15 protein-coding genes are annotated in these 15733 nt (G+C 63.9%); 9 read left to right on the plus strand and 6 right to left on the minus strand.

Annotation, left to right across the window (positions count from 1 at the left end):
* Positions 1-311 precede the first annotated feature (311 nt).
* The 3 genes from leuD to leuC are packed head-to-tail and all read right to left on the minus strand — an operon-like array spanning position 312 to position 3166.
* The gene (gene leuD, locus AC0IPL_RS15630) at positions 312-917 is read right to left on the minus strand and encodes a 3-isopropylmalate dehydratase small subunit (RefSeq protein ID WP_474275457.1); all 606 of its coding nucleotides are present in this window, start codon (positions 915-917) and stop codon (positions 312-314) included.
* Positions 917-1744, minus strand: coding sequence for a glycosyltransferase family 32 protein (locus tag AC0IPL_RS15635; protein WP_474275458.1), 828 nt, complete (start codon positions 1742-1744; stop codon positions 917-919). Before AC0IPL_RS15635 ends, leuD begins: the two co-directional genes overlap by 1 nt.
* Positions 1745-1762: 18 nt before the next feature.
* Positions 1763-3166: a 3-isopropylmalate dehydratase large subunit gene (gene leuC / locus AC0IPL_RS15640; protein WP_474275459.1), complete on the minus strand. Its 1404-nt coding sequence runs from the start codon at positions 3164-3166 to the stop codon at positions 1763-1765.
* 300 nt (positions 3167-3466) lie between these two features.
* Here leuC and AC0IPL_RS15645 point away from each other — a divergent pair, with 300 nt between their 5' ends.
* The 3 genes from AC0IPL_RS15645 (at position 3467) to rlmH (ending at position 5917) form a co-directional block, all read left to right on the plus strand.
* Positions 3467-4843, plus strand: coding sequence for a mechanosensitive ion channel family protein (locus tag AC0IPL_RS15645; protein ID WP_474275514.1), 1377 nt, complete (start codon positions 3467-3469; stop codon positions 4841-4843).
* A 166-nt stretch (positions 4844-5009) separates the two neighbouring features.
* Positions 5010-5381, plus strand: coding sequence for a ribosome silencing factor (rsfS, locus tag AC0IPL_RS15650; RefSeq protein ID WP_474275460.1), 372 nt, complete (start codon positions 5010-5012; stop codon positions 5379-5381).
* Between the two features lie 65 nt (positions 5382-5446).
* Complete coding sequence (gene rlmH, locus AC0IPL_RS15655; protein WP_474275461.1) at positions 5447-5917, plus strand: 23S rRNA (pseudouridine(1915)-N(3))-methyltransferase RlmH; 471 nt, start codon at positions 5447-5449, stop codon at positions 5915-5917.
* A gap of 72 nt (positions 5918-5989) precedes the next feature.
* Here the strand turns inward: rlmH and AC0IPL_RS15660 are convergent, their stop codons facing one another.
* Both AC0IPL_RS15660 and AC0IPL_RS15665 read right to left on the minus strand, forming a co-directional pair.
* Positions 5990-6355, minus strand: a complete 366-nt coding sequence (locus AC0IPL_RS15660) for a hypothetical protein (protein WP_474275462.1) — start codon at positions 6353-6355, stop codon at positions 5990-5992.
* A gap of 37 nt (positions 6356-6392) precedes the next feature.
* The gene (locus AC0IPL_RS15665; protein ID WP_474275463.1) at positions 6393-7115 is read right to left on the minus strand and encodes a DUF599 domain-containing protein; all 723 of its coding nucleotides are present in this window, start codon (positions 7113-7115) and stop codon (positions 6393-6395) included.
* An 80-nt stretch (positions 7116-7195) separates the two neighbouring features.
* On the opposite strand from AC0IPL_RS15665, the gene AC0IPL_RS15670 reads away from it, so the two are divergent.
* From AC0IPL_RS15670 to AC0IPL_RS15695, 6 genes are all read left to right on the plus strand, one after another.
* Positions 7196-8644, plus strand: a complete 1449-nt coding sequence (locus AC0IPL_RS15670; protein ID WP_474275465.1) for an FAD-linked oxidase C-terminal domain-containing protein — start codon at positions 7196-7198, stop codon at positions 8642-8644.
* A gap of 47 nt (positions 8645-8691) precedes the next feature.
* Positions 8692-9789, plus strand: a complete 1098-nt coding sequence (locus AC0IPL_RS15675; RefSeq protein WP_474275466.1) for an FAD-binding protein — start codon at positions 8692-8694, stop codon at positions 9787-9789.
* Between the two features lie 3 nt (positions 9790-9792).
* Positions 9793-11115: a glycolate oxidase subunit GlcF gene (gene glcF, locus AC0IPL_RS15680; RefSeq protein ID WP_474275467.1), complete on the plus strand. Its 1323-nt coding sequence runs from the start codon at positions 9793-9795 to the stop codon at positions 11113-11115.
* A gap of 105 nt (positions 11116-11220) precedes the next feature.
* The gene (locus AC0IPL_RS15685) at positions 11221-12030 is read left to right on the plus strand and encodes a trypsin-like serine peptidase (RefSeq protein WP_474275468.1); all 810 of its coding nucleotides are present in this window, start codon (positions 11221-11223) and stop codon (positions 12028-12030) included.
* 47 nt (positions 12031-12077) lie between these two features.
* Positions 12078-12851, plus strand: a complete 774-nt coding sequence (locus AC0IPL_RS15690) for a trypsin-like serine peptidase (RefSeq protein ID WP_474275470.1) — start codon at positions 12078-12080, stop codon at positions 12849-12851.
* 133 nt (positions 12852-12984) lie between these two features.
* Positions 12985-13452, plus strand: a complete 468-nt coding sequence (locus AC0IPL_RS15695; protein WP_474275471.1) for an Hsp20 family protein — start codon at positions 12985-12987, stop codon at positions 13450-13452.
* 72 nt (positions 13453-13524) lie between these two features.
* On the opposite strand, the gene AC0IPL_RS15700 is transcribed toward AC0IPL_RS15695, so the two are convergent.
* Entirely contained in the window at positions 13525-15708 is a 2184-nt protein-coding gene (locus AC0IPL_RS15700; RefSeq protein WP_474275472.1) for an esterase-like activity of phytase family protein, read from the minus strand.
* Positions 15709-15733 lie beyond the last annotated feature (25 nt).

Below are 15733 nucleotides of genomic sequence, written 5' to 3' on the forward strand. Positions count from 1 at the left end.
CTTTGAAGCTCTCCAGGGGCAACCCCGGAGCGCTCTGCCTCATTTTCGCCCCAATCTGCCGACTGGCGGCGTTCCGCTCAAGGGGCGGGAGGCGCAGCGAGGGTGCTTTGATCCCCACAGTGGTGCGGGATTACATCAGCCCCGGCAGCACAGCCTAGGGCGCGCGCCGTGTAGCTACCACATGATGTGGCCGCCGCGGGGCAGCACACAATTCGAATGGCGGAGATCCTGGGATGTCCGGATTGTTGCGAAACTGCGGCAGAATCGCCGCGCGCGTGAATGGCCGCCCCGGGCGGGGCGGCCAAATTCGCTTAGACCCAGGGGCGCGCTTGCGCGGCTTGCGCCTCAAAGCTCTTGATCGAGTCGGCCTTTTCCAGGGTCAGGCCGATGTCGTCCAGGCCGTTCAGCAGGCAGTGCTTCTTGAAAGGATCAACGTCGAACGGAATCACTTCGCCATCCGATGTGGTGATTTCCTGCGCTTCCAGATCAACAGTCATGCGCGCATTGGCGCCTTTTTCCGCATCCACCATCAGGATGTCGACTTGCTCTTGCGGCAGCACGATCGGCAGGATGCCGTTCTTGAAGCTGTTGTTGAAGAAGATGTCGGCAAAGGAGGTCGACACGATGCACTTGATGCCGAAATCGGCAATCGCCCAAGGGGCGTGCTCGCGCGAGGAGCCGCAGCCGAAGTTGTCGCCCGCGATCAGGATCTCCGCGTTGCGGTACTGCGGCTTGTTCAGCACGAAATCTTCGATCTCGGTGCCATCGCGGTTATACCGCATCTCGTCGAACAGGTTCTTGCCGAAGCCGGTGCGCTGGATGGATTTCAGGAACACCTTGGGGATGATCATGTCGGTGTCGATGTTCACCAGCGGCATCGGCGCGGCGATGCCATGCAGTTTCTGGAACTTTTCCATTACTCGTTTCCTTGTTTCTGGTGCTTCAGCCCGCTGAGGTCAAAGTCAATTTCCTGCGCAAAGCGTTGAATGAAGCTGTTTTTTTCGGGCCGGTGCGCCTTGTGATAGCGGCGCACCATGGAGGCATAGAGGTGGATGGCCAGGGTGTTGTCCGTCAGCCAACCGTCGTCCTGGCAATGGCCGCTGAAGAAGACGTCCGTCAGCACGCCGCGGACCGGATAGAACACGTCTGGCTCAGAGACGTGCTCGACCTCGCCGGTTTGTTTTAGCGTGTGGTCCAAGGCCCGCGGGCCCAGCGACGGGCGTTGCAGTTCAAAGGCTTTCAGCAGGCGTGTGCCCGGTAGGGCCGCTTTCACGTCCTTGCGGTGCTTGTGCGGCAGCCAGGGCGGCACGAACTCGGGATCGCTGAACCAGTCCAGCAGGTGGTTCAGCGCTGCCGAGCCCTTGGGCAGCCGCAGCACCGCGCCGTTGATCGACCGGGTGGGTTCATAGCCCACGTGATAGTCCACGTCCGGCAACGGCCGGTAGCAGAGCATATCTGTGTCGATCCAGATCATTTCCGTCTGCTTCAAGAGATACAGCCGGAACAGATCCGAGAGCATCGAGGCGGGCGCGTCGCCATGGCCGGCCGCCGCCGGATCCCAGATCTCTGCTGCCGGGCAGGTGCGAACACCTGCCGGAACCGGCGGCGGGGCCGGGGCCGTGTGAAACAGCACCACCTCATGACCGCGCTGCACGAAACTGGCCAGGGACAGTTCGTGCAGCCAGTTGAGGCGATCACCGATCCACAGGCTGGCAACCGCAGGAAGAGACGTGCTGGACGCCATGGGTCTGGCCTTTCCTGCTCAGATCAGCTCACGCACATCCGTCAGCTTGCCGGTCAGTGCTGCTGCCGCGGCCATGGCCGGGCTCACCAGGTGGGTGCGGCCCTTGTAGCCTTGTCGGCCCTCGAAGTTGCGGTTCGAGGTCGCGGCGCAGCGTTCGCCGGGTGCCAGCTGGTCGGGGTTCATCGCAAGGCACATGGAGCAGCCCGCAAGGCGCCACTCGAAACCGGCGGCCTCAAAGATCTCGGCCAGGCCTTCTTCCTCCGCCTGGGCGCGCACCAGGCCGGAGCCGGGCACGATCATCGCGCGCATGCCGTCCTTGATCTTTTTGCCCTTCACCACATCAGCCACGGCGCGCAGGTCCTCGATGCGGCCATTGGTGCAGGAGCCGATAAACACGGTGTCGATCTCGATGTCGGTCAGTTTCTGCCCGGGGGTAAGGCCCATGTAGTCGATCGACCGGCGCGCGGCCTCGACCTTGCCGCCGGTGAAGTCCTCGGGGTTCGGCACCACGCCGGTGATCGGCAGCACATCCTCGGGCGAGGTGCCCCAGGTCACGACCGGTTGAATGTCTTCGCCCTTCAGGGTGATGACCTTGTCGAAATGCGCGCCTTCGTCGGTGTAGAGGGTCTTCCACCAGGCCAGCGCCGCCTCCCACTGGGCGCCCTTGGGGGCGTGCGGGCGGCCTTTGACATAGTCAAAGGTGGTCTCGTCCGGCGCAATCAGACCAGCGCGCGCGCCGCCCTCGATCGCCATGTTGCAGACGGTCATGCGGCCTTCCATCGACAGATCGCGGATCGCCTCGCCGCAGTATTCGATGACATAGCCGGTGCCGCCCGCGGTGCCGGTCTCGCCGATCACCGCCAGGGTGATGTCCTTGGCGGTCACACCCGGCTTCAGCTTGCCGGTGATTTCCACCTTCATGTTCTTGGACTTCTTCTGGATCAGCGTCTGGGTGGCCAGCACGTGCTCCACCTCGGAGGTGCCGATGCCATGCGCCAGCGCACCAAACGCGCCGTGGGTGGCGGTGTGGCTGTCGCCGCAGACCACGGTCATGCCGGGCAGGGTCCAGCCCTGTTCCGGGCCAACGATATGCACGATACCCTGGCGGACGTCATCCACCGGATAATAATGCACGCCGAATTCCTTGGCATTCTTGTCGAGGGCTTCGACCTGGATGCGGCTTTCCTCGTTCTCGATGCCCTTGGCACGGTCCAGCGTGGTGGGGACGTTGTGGTCCGGCACCGCGATGGTCTTGTCCGGGGCATGCACGCCGCGACCTGCCATGCGCAGACCCTCAAAGGCCTGCGGGCTGGTCACTTCGTGGACCAGGTGGCGGTCGATATACAGCAGGCAGGTGCCGTCCTCTGCTTCATGCGCGACATGCGCATCCCAGATCTTGTCATAGAGTGTTTTGGGGGACATGGGTCCACTCCCGTAATGTATTGGGTATGCTGGCTATTGGGCTTGGCAGGGCCCTTATAGGCGTGCCAGGACCGTGCGGGCGGCGCCAAAGAACCGCTCGCGCAGACGGGCGCGATCTTGCAGTTCGATATTTTGGGCCAATACGAGGGTCATGGCTGTCAGATACATCTGCACGGGCCGGCAATCAAGATTCGTTCTCTGCCGCGGCCGACCCTTCGGTCGCTGCCCGGCATAAAGACCTGCTGTCTTTCCTTGATCCTGATCGGATGCACCGGCAGACTGGGTTCAAAAGGGGGCATGATGGAGCCGGAGGAGCAGATCCAACCCAAGGATGCCTTGGCGGAGGGCGCGGCGGAAGCGCTGGCGCTTGGTCAGCAGCTGTGGGCCTTTGCCACCGACACTGTCGAGCACATGCTGCGGCCCTGGAATGCCTATCAGATCGGCATCGCGCTGGCGCTGTTCGTGCTGGCCACCGTCATCGCGCGACCGCTGAGCGCGGCCTTCCACAACTGGTTGCGCAGCCGCGACGGCTGGCCGCGCTGGCGGATGCGGGCGGGGCTGGTGCTGCATCGGCGGATCCGGGGCATCCTGTTCGTGCTGCTGATCTGGCTGGTGGTGCTGATCATGCGAGAGGTTACCTGGCCCAGCCGGTCGCGGCTGCTGGCGGTGATTGCCAACCTGTCGCTGGCCTGGCTGATCGTGTCCTTTGCCACCCGGTTGGTGGCAAACCCGCTGCTGCGCAATCTGGTCAAATACGGTGCCTGGATCTGGATCACCCTGCGTATTCTGGGGGTGACGGAGGAAGCCGCGACGCTGCTGGACGGCATCGCCATCGATTTTGGCGATCTCCGGATTTCGTTGTACCTGGTGGTGCAGGCGGCGGTGATCCTGGGGATAATGTTGGCGCTGGCGCGGGTGATCTCCTCACTCGCGGCGAACCAGATTCGCAGCAATCCGGATATCTCCCCGTCGATGCAGGTTCTGGGGGCGAAGCTTGCGCAGATCCTGTTGTTCAGCGCCGCCTTCTTCATCGGGCTCAAGGCGATTGGCATCGATTTGACGGGCTTGGCGGTGCTGTCGGGCGCCATCGGCGTGGGTCTTGGCTTTGGCCTGCAAAAGGTGGTGTCGAACCTCGTGTCGGGGCTGATTATCCTGTTGGACAAGTCGATCAAACCCGGCGACGTGATTTCCCTGGGCGACACCTTCGGCTGGATCAACGCGCTGGGGGCGCGCTATGTTTCGGTGGTTACCCGTGACGGGCGTGAATACCTGATCCCGAACGAGGATCTCATCACCTCGCAGGTGGTGAACTGGTCGCATTCCAACAAGTTCGTGCGGCTGGATCTGACCTTTGGTACCGGCTATGGCGATGATCCACATCGGGTTCGCAAGATCGCCATCGAGGCGGCTTGCGGCGTTGCGCGGGTGTTGCAGGCGGGAAACCGCCGCCCGGTCTGCCACATCACCGGTTTTGGCGACAGCAGCATCGACTACGTGCTGCGGTTCTGGATCGACGACCCCACCGGCGGGCTGACCAATATCCGGGGAAATGTCTATCTGGCGCTATGGGATGCCTTCCAGGCCGAGGGGATCTCGATCCCCTTCCCGCAGCGCGAGGTGCGGATGCTGAACGCCGAACTGCCGGTTAGGGTTGCACCTGCGGACAAGGGCGGATAAAGCACATGGCTTGCATCGCGGACGGGCGATTCATTGAAAGTTTACCCGCTGGTTGCTACATTATTAACAGGCCCGGCGCCGGGGCTTGGCGGCGCGTTGTAAGGAGGACTATGTCCTGTCACCCGTACCTCAAGCGGCAGATGCCGCTGTTTCTGGGGCAGCCGTGATGGCCGCCCAGTCCATGCCCACCAGCGAACAGCTGCTGGAGCGTATTCTCTCCTCACTCAGTGACGACAAGGCCGAAGACGTCGTGCAGATCGACCTGCGCGGCAAGACGTCGATCGGGGATTACATGGTACTGGCTTCCGGCCGTTCCACCCGTCAGGTCGCGGCGATGGCCGAAAAGCTGACGGACCGGCTCAAGCAGGAGTACCGGATTGTCAGCAAGGTCGAAGGCAAGGATGCCGGTGACTGGGTGCTGATCGACACCGGCGATGTGATCGTGCACATCTTCCGCCCGGAAGTGCGCGAATTCTACCAGCTGGAAAAGATGTGGACGCCCGCAGGCACCGCTGCCGCCCCGGCACGCGACGACTGAAGCGGGGCAGCCGCCCCTGAACGCGGCCCGCGCAGATGGTGCGGGCCATAAGGTGTGGAACCGTCATGCGTCTGCATATCTGCGCGGTCGGGCGTTTGCGCGCCAGCCCGGAAAAATCCCTGATCGACGATTACCTCACCCGGTTCGACCGGACTGGCCGTGCCTTGGGGCTTGGTCCTGCACGCGTGGTCGAAGTCGAGGACAAGAAAAATGGCGGCATGGCCGCCGAGGCCGCGCTGCTGCGCAAGGCGCTGCCGCGCGGCGCGGTGATCTGCACCTTGGACGAACGCGGCAAGGTGATTTCCTCTCCGGCTTTTGCAGACAGGCTGGCAGGCTGGCGCGACAGCGGGCGGCAGGATTTGGCGCTGATCATCGGCGGTGCCGATGGCATCGACCCGTCATTGCGCGCCGAGGCTGATTTCTCGATTTCCTTTGGCAAGATGGTCTGGCCGCATATGCTCGTGCGGGTGATGCTGGCAGAGCAGGTATACCGTGCCGCGACGATCCTGAGCGGCAGCCCCTACCACCGGGTCTGAAGCCGCGTCGCCAGCACAAACTGCGTCTGCGACGCAGGCCGCGGGCGGGGATATTGGGGCAAAAGAAAAACGTCAGGGCAGGGCCAGAAGATACGTCTTTTGCGCCCAGCCATCCCTCAGGCAGCGGGCCTGAATCTGCACCTGCGAGGAGCCCTGCGGAACGTGCAAATTGCCCAGCGAGCGGGTGAAGGGCTGTTCCTGCACGTGCGGATGCGCCAGAACCCTCTGCCCCAAGACGTTGCCCTCGATGTCCAGCACCCGCCAACCATCGGCATAATGATCCCAACCGGTATCCGGGTGGGACAGGGTGACGTCGAACGTCCAGCCATAACTGGATTGCCGGGCGGTTGCCGTTTCGATCACGGGATTATCCGCAGCCGCAAAGTTCGCGGGCAGCAGGAGAGCGCAAAGGGCGAGGGCGGCAAGAGGCTGTTTCATTTCTGCATCCTGCCATCGGGCCCGTGCGGGGGTACAGTCACGAAGCCGTGTCGCCTTTGCTTTCGGGCGGGATCCGCAGCAGGATGGTCCGCGACCTGGAGGCAAATTCGCGCCGGTACAGCACCGCAATGGTAACCAGCGCCGCAGCGGCCAGCGCCGCCGCCCCTGCCAACCAGGCCACCGCCGCCAAGGCAAAATAGGTGGCCCGCATGCCGCGGTTGAAACTGCGTGCGGCGGTGATGTTGATCTCGGCCGCCTGTTCCGCGCGGGGATAGGCCAGAGGGTGCGCGCGGTCATTGGGCACCGCCGCCATCAACACCGCGCAATAGCCGAACAGCCGGTGCGACCAGACAAATTTCAGGAATGCGTTGGACAGGAACAGCAGCACCAGCAGGATCTTGATCTCCCAGACAAAAGCGGGGGCGCTGTCCTGGATCAGGTCCTCGGCGACCCCGGCCAGCTGCTCGGTGTTGCCGATCAGCGCCAGCCCGCCGCCGATGGCGATCATCGAAGCAGAGGCGAAAAAGGCCGTGGCCTGACGCAGGTTACCGACCAGCTGCGCGTCAAAAATACGCGGATCGCGCTCAACCATGCGTTTCATCCAGTCGCGCCGGAAATCCGCCATCAGCCAGGAAACCGAGGGGCGCCCCTCGGGCGGGTTCTCGATCCGCCAGCCGATCCACAGCCAGCCGCACAGCAGCAGTGCCAGGGCCGCCAAGTCTAACGGGGAGAAGAGGGTTAGTCGATCAATCCAAGTCATCCGCGCACCCTAGCGCGGCAATCCGCCACTTGCCAGACAGGGTGAATTGGTAATATTACTTTACCAAAGAGGAGAGCCAGATGCAGATGCCATCCCCGAATCCCGCCATTCTGGCCAAAAAGGCTGCACTCGCGGCACGCTTGGCCGAGGTGCTGCCCGCGGATGCCATCATCCGCGATGAGGCCGAGACCCGCGTTTACGAATGCGATGCGCTGACAGCCTACAAATGCCCGCCGCTTCTGGCGGTGCTGCCGCGCAGCACGCAGGAGGTCTCGGACGTTTTGCGCATCTGCCACGAGGAGGGCGTGCCGGTGGTGCCGCGCGGCGCCGGCACCTCGCTTGCGGGGGGGGCACTGCCGACAGCGGACTGCGTGATCCTGGGCGTGGCCCGCATGAACGAAGTGCTCGAAACAGACTACGAGAACCGCATTATCCGGGTTCAGACCGGCCGGACCAACCTGAGTGTCTCTGGCGCGGTGGAGGAGCAGGAGTTCTTTTACGCGCCGGACCCATCCTCGCAGCTGGCCTGTGCGATTGCCGGCAATATCGCGATGAATTCCGGCGGCGCGCATTGCCTGAAATACGGGGTGACCACCAACAACCTGCTGGGGGTGACTCTGGTGATGATGGATGGCTCGGTGGTGGAGATCGGCGGCGCGCATCTGGATGCGGGCGGGCTGGATCTGCTGGGCGTCATCTGCGGCAGCGAGGGCCAGCTGGGCGTGGTGACAGAAGCCACCCTGCGCATCCTGCGCAAGCCCGAGGGCGCGCGGCCGGTGCTGATCGGTTTCGACAGCAATGAGGTGGCGGGCGCCTGTGTGTCCGACATCATCAAGGCGGGCGTGCTGCCGGTGGCGATTGAATTCATGGACCGCCCCTGCATTGAGGCCTGCGAAGCCTTTGCCAAGGCGGGCTATCCAATGTGCGAGGCACTCTTGGTGATCGAGGTGGAGGGCAGCGCGGCCGAGATCGACCACCAGTTGGCGCTGATCACGGCCATTGCCCGCACCCACAACCCGGTCGAGCTGCGCGAGGCCCGCGACGCGGATGAGGCAGCGCGGATCTGGTTGGGCCGCAAATCGGCCTTTGGCGCGATGGGGCAGATCAACGATTACATGTGCCTCGACGGTACCATTCCGGTCTCCGCTCTCCCCTATGTGCTGCGCCGGATCGCAGAAATGAGCCGGGAGTTCGGGCTGGACGTGGCCAATGTTTTTCACGCGGGCGACGGCAACATGCATCCGCTGATCCTGTTTGATGCCAACAAACCCGGTGACCTGGAAACCTGCGAGGCCTTTGGCGCCGAGATCCTGAAGCTCTGTGTCGAGGCAGGCGGCTGTCTGACCGGCGAACATGGTGTCGGCATCGAGAAACGCGATCTGATGCTTTATCAATACAGCGCGGTCGATCTGGAGGCGCAACTGAAGGTCAAGGATGTGTTTGACCCCAAGTGGCTGCTGAACCCGGCCAAGGTATTTCCCCTGCCGGTGACCGAAAGCCGTCGCAGCGCGATGATGGCTGCTGAATGATTGGGGCGTTGCCCCAAACCCCAGAGTATTTTTTGAAAGATGAAACCATGACACCCGAGACCGAGGTCGAACTGGCCGAAGCAATCTCTGATGCCGCCGGGCCATTGTGCATTGAGGGCGGCGGCAGTCGTGGCTTGGCGGTGGCAGGTGACACGCTCAGCCTGCGTAAACTGTCCGGCGTGGAGCTCTACGAGCCGGGCGCGCTGACGCTGGTGGCACGGGCGGGCACGCCGGTGGCCGAGGTGGAGGCGCTGCTGGCGTCCGAGAACCAGCGCCTGGCGTTTGAGCCGATGGACCATCGCGGGCTTTTGGGCACCCAAGGCACGCCGACACTTGGCGGGGTGATCGCGGCCAATGTCTCTGGCCCGCGGCGGATCCAGACCGGGGCGGCGCGCGATCATCTGCTAGGGGTGCGGCTGGTTGATGGCGCCGGTCAGATCATCAAGAATGGCGGCCGGGTGATGAAGAATGTCACCGGCTACGATCTGGTCAAGCTGATGTGTGGGGCGCATGGCTCGCTGGGCGTGCTGAGCGAGGTATCCCTGAAGGTGCTGCCGGTCGCTGAGGCCGTGCAGACGGTCGCGGTTGAGAGCGTCGAACTGGCAACGGCGGTGTCGGCGATGTCGGCGGCGCTGGGCTCACCCTATGACGTGACCGGGGCGGCCTATGACCCGCAGCGGCAGGTCGCGCTGATCCGGGTCGAGGGGTTCGAGGCTTCGGCCAGTTACCGCGCAGAGAAGCTGGTGGCGGCGCTGGGGCGTTATGGCGCGACGCGGCTGGTCGAAGGCAGCGGCGCGCTGTGGCAGGGCATTCGCGATGTCGCGGACTTCCACGGGCGCGGCGGCGATGTCTGGCGGATTTCGGTCAAGCCGTCGGATGCGGTGGCGCTGGCGCCGCAGCTACAGGCCGAGGCCCTGCAATTCGACTGGGGCGGCGGGTTGATCTGGGCGTTGGTGCCGGACGGCACCGATCTGCGGTCGCGGATCAACGTGCCCGGCCACGCCACCTTGGTGCGCGCCAGTGCGGACACCCGCGCCAGGCTGGGGGTGTTTCAACCGCAGCCCGCGCCGCTGGCAGCGCTGTCGGCCGGTTTGCGGCGGCAGTTCGATCCGCGCGGCATCCTGAACACAGGCTTGATGGGGTAGGACATGCAGACGACATTCACCGATGAACAGTTGCAGGACCCCGGCACCAAACGCGCCAATGAGATCCTGCGCGCCTGCGTACATTGCGGCTTTTGCACGGCGACCTGCCCCACCTATCAGGTGCTGGGGGATGAGCTGGACAGTCCCCGCGGGCGGATCTACCTGATCAAGGACATGCTGGAAAACGAACGCGTGCCGGATGCCAAGACCGTCAAGCACATTGATCGCTGCCTGTCCTGTCTGGCCTGTATGACCACTTGCCCCTCGGGCGTGCATTACATGCATCTGGTGGACCACGCCCGCGCTTATATCGAGAAGCACTATCACCGCCCCTGGAGCGACCGCGCGCTGCGCTGGCTGCTGGCGCGGATCCTGCCCTATCCGACGCGGTTCCGGCTGGCGCTGCTGGGGGCCAAGCTGGCCCGGCCCCTGCGCGGGCTGATGCCGGACGCACGGCTGCGGGCGATGCTGGACATGGCGCCGAAACACATCCCGCCGGTCAGCCGCAACGATGATCCGCAAAGCTTCGCCGCCGCTGCGCCGCGCAAGAAACGTGTCGCCTTGATGACCGGCTGTGCGCAAAAGGCGCTGAACACTGACATCAACGACGCCACCATTCGCCTTCTCACCCGGCTGGGCTGTGAGGTGGTGGTGGCCGAGGGCGCGGGCTGCTGCGGTGCGCTGACCCATCACATGGGGCGCGAAGACGAAAGCCACGCATCCGCGGCGAAAAACATCCGCGCCTGGGTGGCTGAAATGGAGGGGCAGGGGCTGGACGCCATTGTCATCAACACCTCGGGTTGCGGCACCACGGTCAAGGATTATGGGCATATGTTCCGCAACGATGTGCTGGCGGCGGATGCGGCGCGGGTGTCGGGGATCGCCATGGATGTCTCGGAACTGCTGATGCCGCTGGAGCTGCCAGAGGGCGCGGACAAGGACCTGACCGTGGCCTATCATGCCGCCTGTTCGCTGCAACATGGTCAGCAGATCAAGACCCATCCCAAGACGCTCTTGAAACGCGCCGGTTTCACGGTGGTGGAGCCCGCAGACAGCCACCTGTGCTGCGGCTCGGCGGGCACCTACAACCTGATGCAGCCGGAAATCTCGGCCCAGCTGAAGGCGCGCAAGGTGCAGACGCTGGAGGCTAAGCAGCCCGACCTGATCGCCGCCGGCAACATCGGTTGCATGATGCAGATCGGCTCCGGCACTGACCTGCCCATCGTGCATACGGTGGAGCTGCTGGATTGGGCCACCGGCGGCCCGCAGCCGCCTGCGCTGACCGCCCCCGGTAAAACCGCGCCCGCGGTGCCGATCCTGCGCTGATGGCAAAAGAATCCTCTCGCATGGGGCTGCCTTTGCCCGCCACTTGCCGTAATTTCGCCTGAACAGGCAGGTAATCTCCCGACTGGTGGAGAAGAGGAGACACGTGTGAGGCAGTGGTTTCTGGCGGTTCTGGCGGCGCTGCTGCCGGCCGTGTCTTTGGCGCAGGACAGCCGTTTGCAGCGGATGGATACGCTGGATGCAGGCCGCAAGTGGGAGGCCGTCGGCCGACTGGATGTCAATGGCGAGGGCTTTTGCACCGGCGCGCTGATTGCACCCGATCTGGTGCTCACGGCCGCGCATTGCCTTTATGACAGTCGCAGCAAGAAACGCATCGATCCCGCCACGATCGAATTTCTGGCAGGCTGGCGCAATGGCCGCGCCTCGGCCTATCGCTCTGTGCGCCGAGCGGTCGAGCATCCGTCCTATGTATTTGACGGCGCGCTGTCGACTGACCGGGTGCGCAACGATCTGGCCTTGCTGCAATTGCAGCGCCCCATTCGCAATACCACCGTCACCCCGTTCGAGACCGATGCCCGCCCGCGCCAGGGCGCGCGCATCGGCGTGGTGTCCTATGCCCATGACCGCTCCGAGGCACCGTCCCTGCAGGAGGTTTGCGCTGTGATGGCGCGTCAGGACGGCGTTCTGGTGATGTCCTGCGATGTGGATTTTGGATCATCCGGCGCGCCGGTGTTCTCCTTTGATGGCGACAGGCCGCGCATCGTATCGGTGATCTCTGCCAAGGCAGAGGTCAGCGGCGAGCGGGTCTCGCTTGGCTCGGCGCTGGCAGAGGAACTGGCGCTGTTGCAGGCGCAGCTGACCGGGGTGGCCACCAGCAGCCGCATGCCGCCCGGCGTGGGCCGGGTGCGGGTCGGCGAGGGGCGTGGCACTTCGGGTGCCAAGTTCATCAAGCAGTGATCGCGCGCGGCCTGATAGCAGCCATTGCGGCGCTGGGCTGGGCTGCTATGGCGCAGGCCGACGGCAGTGGTCTCAGGCGGTTGACCGACCGTGAGGATCTGCTGGGCTGGGAGGCCGTGGGCCGACTGGAGCTGAATGGGCAAGGCTTCTGCACGGGGACATTGATCGCGCCGGAGCTGGTGCTGACAGCGGCGCATTGCGTCTACGGCCGCGACAAGGCGCTGCGTCCGGCAGAGCAGATAACCTTTCGCGCAGGGCTGCGCGACGGGGTGGCGATTGCGGAACGTCAGGCCTTGCAGATCGCGGCACATCCGGGGTTCGATCCGCGTGGGCGGCTGGATATGAACAACATCCGCCATGACGTTGCCTTGATCCGGTTGAGGCAGCCCATTCATAGCCATGAGGCCGACGCCTTTGCTCTGCATTCGGCGCGGGAGTATGGCGATGATATCTCTGTCACGTCTTACGGTCAGGGCCGGGCGGAAGCGCCGTCGCGCCAGCGCCACTGCAACCTGACGGGCGAACAGCGTGATGTGTTGATGATCGACTGCAACGTGACCTTCGGCTCCTCCGGTGCACCGGTGTTCGCCCAAGTGGGCGGTCGCGGCCGCATCCTGGCGCTGGTATCTGGCGGCGGCAGCTATGGTGGCACCCAGGTGGCCTTTGGCATGAAGCTGCCTGCCCGCGTGGTAGAGCTGAAAGCACAGTTGCGCCGCAATCCGGTGGCGCCGCCGGACCGGCGGATCAAGCGGATCCGGGTGGGGGGCGGAAGCGGTGCATCTTCTGCGGGCGGCGCAAAATTTGTGCGCCCTGGCGGCTGAAAACCCTCTTGAAGCGGCAATTTGCCTTCCTATCTCTGCAGCATCGGGCCGCCGCTGATCGGGGCCCGGTCGTGACCCGCCTGTCCCAAATGGGAAGGCACCCTTGAAATCGCTCAACTGATGAGGATGACACATGCGTACCTTTGATTTTACCCCGCTGCACCGGGCCACTATCGGTTTCGACCAGATCGCCAACCTGATGGATCGCGCGCTGAGCGCCGACGCCGCCCAACCCAGCTATCCGCCTTATAACATTGAGAAAACAGACGGCGACAGCTACCGCATATCGGTCGCGGTTGCCGGTTTCTCCGAAGACGACCTGAGCGTTGAGCTCAAGGAAAACGCGCTGGTGGTTGCGGCCAAGAAGGCCGACACCGATGACGAAGAGCGCACGTTCCTGCATCGCGGCATCGCCACCCGCGCCTTTGAACGCCGGTTCACCCTGGCGGATCACGTGCGCGTGACGGGCGCCACCCATGAAAACGGCATGCTGCATATCGACCTGCACCGCGAAGTCCCCGAAGCGCTGAAACCGCGGCGCATCGAAATCTCCTCCTCGCGTGCAAAGCACCCGGAGATCGAGGCCAAATCGGTCAACTGACCCCGCCGGAGCCACACGGAAAAGCCCGCCAGGAATGGCGGGCTTTGTTGTTCTCAGGTTTCTTCTGCGGGGTCAGCTCGGCTGGCCTGCGGTGCCGATCGCAAAAAACATGGTCTCGCCCGAGCTGTCATCCACACCGTCATTGTCGGTGGAGACATAGATCTCACCCGTAGGCAGGACCGCCAGACCTTCGACCTTGTCCAGCACATAGCCGCCAGTTGATTTCAGATCCGGCAGCAGATCGCGGACCAGCTCCTTGGAAACCACGGGCAGTGCACCGCCCAGCGGCGCAGGCACCATTTCCGACAGGGGGATGCGGTAGACCTTCTTGGTTACCGCGCGCATGTCATGCTGGTTGTCGCGTTCGATCACGTAGGCATAGCCATCATGGGCGGTGATCTCCGACAGGCCGACCCAGCCGGTCTGCGGCTCTGCCTTCTGGTAATGCACCGCGCCCCATTCCTTGGTGTCGAGGTTGTAGGCCACCAGTTTGACGTGGTTCTTGGGATCATCTTTCCATTCCCGCTGGACGGCCATCCAAAGGGTGTTGCCGACCTTGGTGATGCCCTCGAAGCCAAAGCGCCGCTCCACCGCCTGCAGTTCCGGCGGCAGGGCAATTTCGCCCGATTTCGCCTTGATCAGGCCATTCGCGTCCACGTGGTAGATGGCATGCGGGACGAGCCGGTCACTGCGCCCTTCCGAGGCCACGTAGAAACCGCCTTCGCCATCGAGGGTGATGCCTTCCAGGTCCAGTTTCTGCGCCGGGTTACCATCCGCGCGGTGGATGCGGATTACATCCACAATGCGGGCCGGTGCCTGGCTAGGATCAATTTTGAAGATAGAGGGCTGGAAGCCGTAAAAGCTGTCGTTCACCGCCCAGATCATGCCGTCCTGATCCGCCACCATGCCGGAGATCGCGCCCCAGCCGATCAGCTCCTCCGCGCCGGCGGAGGTCAGATGCGGATAGGCGGCCGGTGCGTTTTGCAGCTCGAACAGGCTGACATGCGCCCGCGCGCCGCCGTCTCCGATCAGGTCCTTTTCATTGGCAGACACCAGCAGGTTGCGTTCGGGGATGACGGCGTAACCTTCGGGACCAACGCCAGAGGGCAGCAGCTGTTTCAGCACCGGCGCGGCAGGGTTGCTCACGTCATAGACGCCCACAACAGATGCGCGCTCCGCCCCGACAAAGACATAAGGCGTGCCGCCAAATTCGCCAAAGGTGACGGATTCCGGCTCCACCCCCTTGGCGTCGGAGCGCTTGTCCGGGTAGTGGCCGATCTGCACGATGGCCTGTTCAAAGCTGGTGCCGCTGTCATAGACCACGGTGCCGTCCTTGTGGAAGATCGTCCAGCCGCGCGAGCCGCCCTGGTAGTCGCCCTCGTTGGCGGTGGCGAAATGGGTGTCGTCAATCCAGGTCACTGCATCGGGTTCACGCAGGCGGCCTTTCTGGGTCTCATTGAAGATCAGCGCGCCGCGTTCATCCGTGGCGTCGATGCCCTCCAGATCCACCGAACCGGCAGAGAAATGGCTGACGATGCTGCCATCACGCGCCACCACAACCATGTGGTTGTTTTCCTGCAGGGTGACGACAGTCTCGCCAAGGCCGTTGATCGAGACATATTCCGGCTCCGGGTCGCTGCCTGCGATCTCGGCCAGTCCGGTCAGATCGACCACCTTCATCGACGCGCAGTCCAGGCCGTCCTCGGCCAGATCCACCATCACCAGATTGCCTGCGGGCATCTGCGGGATCTGGCCGCCGTTCAGGTCCTCGTCGCGCTCGTTCTCGATCGCCACGGAGATAAAGCTGCCGTCGGGCGATTGGGCGACGCTGTCCGGCTGGCCGCCCAGATCGCAGGCGCCCAGCGTGTCGCCGCTGTCTAGATCGATGGCCATCAGCTGGCCCGAAGGCGCGGTGTAGCTTTCGGAGGTGTTCACCCCGACAAAAGCGGTCTGGCCCTTGATGGTCACCGACGTCGGCTCCCCCGGCAGGGCGATATTGCCCAGCGGTTTGGGATTGGCCGGATCGGTGATGTCGATGCGCCCCAGCACCTTCAGCGGGCTGTCGGTATAGGCCAGCGTCAGCCCATCCGCGGTCGCGGCGATGATCTCGGGCGAGGTCTCGCGGCTGGTGTCCTCGCCAGCCGCCATGTTGCTGACCACAGGAAAAGAGGCGATACGGTTGAAATTCATTTCGGCCAAGGCCTGCCCCGCGCTCAAGGCGAGAGCAGAGGTCAGGCAGATCATGCGCAGCGGCATCGGGTGTCTCCCAGTCAAAATTGAT

The organism is Leisingera sp. SA32, from assembly GCF_056033425.1.

Coding starts and splice junctions, on each gene's coding strand:
- leuC (WP_474275459.1), bottom strand. CDS start 3,166: ATGTCCCCCAAAACACTCTATGACAAGATCTGGGATGCGCATGTCGCG.
- AC0IPL_RS15635 (WP_474275458.1), bottom strand. CDS start 1,744: ATGGCGTCCAGCACGTCTCTTCCTGCGGTTGCCAGCCTGTGGATCGGT.
- AC0IPL_RS15695 (WP_474275471.1), top strand. CDS start 12,985: ATGCGTACCTTTGATTTTACCCCGCTGCACCGGGCCACTATCGGTTTC.
- AC0IPL_RS15670 (WP_474275465.1), top strand. CDS start 7,196: ATGCAGATGCCATCCCCGAATCCCGCCATTCTGGCCAAAAAGGCTGCA.
- rsfS (WP_474275460.1), top strand. CDS start 5,010: ATGGCCGCCCAGTCCATGCCCACCAGCGAACAGCTGCTGGAGCGTATT.
- AC0IPL_RS15660 (WP_474275462.1), bottom strand. CDS start 6,355: ATGAAACAGCCTCTTGCCGCCCTCGCCCTTTGCGCTCTCCTGCTGCCC.
- AC0IPL_RS15700 (WP_474275472.1), bottom strand. CDS start 15,708: ATGCCGCTGCGCATGATCTGCCTGACCTCTGCTCTCGCCTTGAGCGCG.
- AC0IPL_RS15690 (WP_474275470.1), top strand. CDS start 12,078: ATGGCGCAGGCCGACGGCAGTGGTCTCAGGCGGTTGACCGACCGTGAG.
- leuD (WP_474275457.1), bottom strand. CDS start 917: ATGGAAAAGTTCCAGAAACTGCATGGCATCGCCGCGCCGATGCCGCTG.
- AC0IPL_RS15665 (WP_474275463.1), bottom strand. CDS start 7,115: ATGACTTGGATTGATCGACTAACCCTCTTCTCCCCGTTAGACTTGGCG.
- rlmH (WP_474275461.1), top strand. CDS start 5,447: ATGCGTCTGCATATCTGCGCGGTCGGGCGTTTGCGCGCCAGCCCGGAA.
- glcF (WP_474275467.1), top strand. CDS start 9,793: ATGCAGACGACATTCACCGATGAACAGTTGCAGGACCCCGGCACCAAA.
- AC0IPL_RS15675 (WP_474275466.1), top strand. CDS start 8,692: ATGACACCCGAGACCGAGGTCGAACTGGCCGAAGCAATCTCTGATGCC.
- AC0IPL_RS15645 (WP_474275514.1), top strand. CDS start 3,467: ATGGAGCCGGAGGAGCAGATCCAACCCAAGGATGCCTTGGCGGAGGGC.